General features: G+C 53.6%; 4 protein-coding genes. 2 read left to right on the plus strand and 2 right to left on the minus strand.

Annotation, left to right across the window (positions count from 1 at the left end):
• Positions 1-74: 74 nt before the first annotated feature.
• Positions 75-266, minus strand: a complete 192-nt coding sequence (locus G565_RS0120615) for a hypothetical protein (RefSeq protein ID WP_028672491.1) — start codon at positions 264-266, stop codon at positions 75-77.
• A gap of 171 nt (positions 267-437) precedes the next feature.
• Between G565_RS0120615 and G565_RS0120620 the strand changes: the two genes are divergently transcribed.
• Together G565_RS0120620 and G565_RS26965 are read left to right on the plus strand one after the other, a co-directional pair.
• Positions 438-1349 carry a histone deacetylase family protein gene (locus G565_RS0120620; protein WP_028672492.1) on the plus strand — a complete coding sequence of 304 codons (912 nt, stop codon included), beginning with the start codon at positions 438-440 and terminating at the stop codon, positions 1347-1349.
• 111 nt (positions 1350-1460) lie between these two features.
• Positions 1461-1628 carry a hypothetical protein gene (locus G565_RS26965; RefSeq protein WP_245584229.1) on the plus strand — a complete coding sequence of 56 codons (168 nt, stop codon included), beginning with the start codon at positions 1461-1463 and terminating at the stop codon, positions 1626-1628.
• 243 nt (positions 1629-1871) lie between these two features.
• Here the strand turns inward: G565_RS26965 and G565_RS0120625 are convergent, their stop codons facing one another.
• Positions 1872-2414 (minus strand): hypothetical protein, encoded by a 543-nt coding sequence (locus G565_RS0120625; protein WP_028672493.1) that lies wholly within the window; start codon positions 2412-2414, stop codon positions 1872-1874.
• Positions 2415-2609 lie beyond the last annotated feature (195 nt).

Here is a 2609-nt window from a genome sequence, read left to right on the forward strand (position 1 = left end):
TGAACACCTAAGGTAAAAAGGAAAATCCAACAAGCGGCAGGGATGGGGTGTTCACGTAACGTAAAAATCGGTGTTCACGTTCGCAGTAATACGCAACCGGACTCAGGCAAGGGCCGGCCAGCGCGAAACTTGGTGTCTACCGGGTTCATGGCGCAGGCCTGGATGCGAACCAGCAAATCACCGCGGCCTGCTTCGGGCATTGGCAGCTCGCGTTCTTCGAGGACATCACGAGCCGGGCCGTTAGCGGTCTGGACGATAGCTTTCATGGGGCGCTCCAAAGTGGGGTTAGGCTAAGCAGTGTATCGCATTGGCTCGCGCCACCAAAAACACTAAGGTGACTGTCCTATGTGCCCTTTGTGCCTGCAAAGATCTATTAACATTATTGGCCTGATAGTCGACTATTGTGCATGTCTCAAGATGTTGCTTAGGATGACCCGATGTCTGGCTTGCCGCCAATGGTGCACCACCCCGACTACAGTTTCCCGTTCCCGCCCAAACACCGGTTCCCGATGGCAAAGTTTGGTTTGCTGGCGGACTACCTGCGAGGTCAGGGCCTGCTGACCCCCGACAACACCTACCGGCCGGGCAAGTGCCGCGACCACTGGCTGAACCAGACGCACTCACCGGATTATCTGGCTCGGTTCGTTAACAACACCCTGTCGCGCGACGAACAACGCCAGATGAACCTGCCCTGGAGCGAAGGGCTGGTCAAGCGCACCTTACTGGCGCCTTCCGGTACGGTGCTTACCGCCCAGTTGGCACTGCATCAGGGCCTGGCCTGTCACCTGGCTGGCGGCACCCACCATGCGCACTATGACCACGCCTCCGGTTTCTGCATTCTGAACGACCTGGCCATTGCCACCCATGTGCTGCTCAAGCAATCCGATGTAAGGCAAGTGCTGATCTTTGACTGCGACGTGCATCAGGGCGACGCAACCGCAGCCTTGCTGAAGGATGATGAGGGTGCGTTTACCTGCTCCATTCATTGCGAAAACAATTTTCCCTTCACCAAGCAAACCAGTGATATGGACGTGGGCTTGCCCAACGGCATGGAGGACGATGACTACCTGGATGTCGTCGACACCACGCTGAACGAAGCACTGCGGCGTTGCTCACCGGACATCGTGTTGTACGACGCCGGTGTGGACGTTTTTTCCGGTGACCCGCTGGGGCGCCTGAACATTTCAGAAGCGGGTATCCGGCAGCGCGACCGGCTGGTGCTGAGCACCTTGCTGCGCCGGGGCATTCCCGTTGCAACGGTGATCGGGGGAGGCTACGACGACGACCGCCAGGCGCTAGCCAGGCGTCACGCCATTGTCGTTGAAGTGGCGGCCGAACTCAGGCGCTGAACCCGGCTTCAGCTGTGGCGGGTTATCTGTGAGGCTTCCAAAAACGTGCCGTCATTTGCGGAAGACGGCAACAGCTTGCTAGAAACCGATTAAAAGCAATAGCATCGAACTATGAACTTTTCAGCTCTGATAGTCAGCTATTTTGCATGTCCTGGTAGGCGCTCGCAGCGGGGCATTCCCGTTGCAACGGTCATCGGCGGTGGCTACGACGACGACCGCCAGGCCCTGGCCAGGCGTCACGCCACTATCGTTGAGGTGGCGGCCGAGCTCAGGCGCTGAACCCGGCCTCTGCATTGGAGGGTATCTGTGAGGCTTCAATAAACGCGCCATCATTTGCGGAAGAAGGAAACAGCTCGTTAGAAACCGATTAAAAGCAATAGCAGCGAACTATGAAGTTTTTAGCTCTGATAGTCGGCTATTGTGTATGTCCTGGTAGGCGCTTCCTATATCATCAACCAAAGTTATCGTTACTCAACCCTTGATAGCTACTGTCCTATGAGATGATGTTTGTCCTGTTGGTCTCTAGCAAACGATATCGTAGGTTACCGTGAAATCCCCGCCCGGAGCCCCATCCCTGTCGCCATCTATTGGCTTACCATATGTATCCTGGGGTGCTAACTCACCAGTACCCTGAATCGTGAAATTGAGGCCGCCAGAAAAGCATGGACTGATGGTTGTGAAGTTTTCAAGCGTGGTGAAAATCAATGTAGAAAAGTTATCGGACCAACTGATACTGCCACTGCCGATGCCGCCAGCTCCAGAAACGATAACATTCGTACCGGGATTGAATGTTTCTGGGTTTACCTGGACATTGAACTCAATGGTAAAAACACCTTTACCGCCTACTAATGCGTAATCGGCAAAATTGGGTCCGGCACCTCGTGGAAACACCGGCATTGCGACCGCTGTTGGTACTGCATTTTGCAGTAATTCCAGTTGTTCCAGCAAACTCTGGTTTTCCTCAACCAATGCATCAATTTCATCCTGCATCGCTTCAATTTTTTGATGATTATCATCAACAGCCGTCTCCAGTGAACTAAAATTTTCATTTACTTCCGACGCCACAGCGGCTGTACCTGCCGTAAAACTGTGTGGAACATCAACCTCGCTTGCGTTGACCGTGAGAGAACAGATGCACAAGAAAAATATTGTCAACAAGTCTACTTTTTTGGCTCTTCGTAAAACTCTGTGGAACCCTATGGCAGCATATCCAGCTTCCCACAGTGAAACAGTATGCTCGTTCTAAAGCCTTCGAAAGAA

The organism is Saccharospirillum impatiens DSM 12546, assembly GCF_000423605.1.
Lineage (GTDB): Bacteria > Pseudomonadota > Gammaproteobacteria > Pseudomonadales > Natronospirillaceae > Saccharospirillum > Saccharospirillum impatiens.

Coding starts and splice junctions, on each gene's coding strand:
- G565_RS0120615 (WP_028672491.1), bottom strand. CDS start 266: ATGAAAGCTATCGTCCAGACCGCTAACGGCCCGGCTCGTGATGTCCTC.
- G565_RS0120620 (WP_028672492.1), top strand. CDS start 438: ATGTCTGGCTTGCCGCCAATGGTGCACCACCCCGACTACAGTTTCCCG.
- G565_RS26965 (WP_245584229.1), top strand. CDS start 1,461: ATGAACTTTTCAGCTCTGATAGTCAGCTATTTTGCATGTCCTGGTAGG.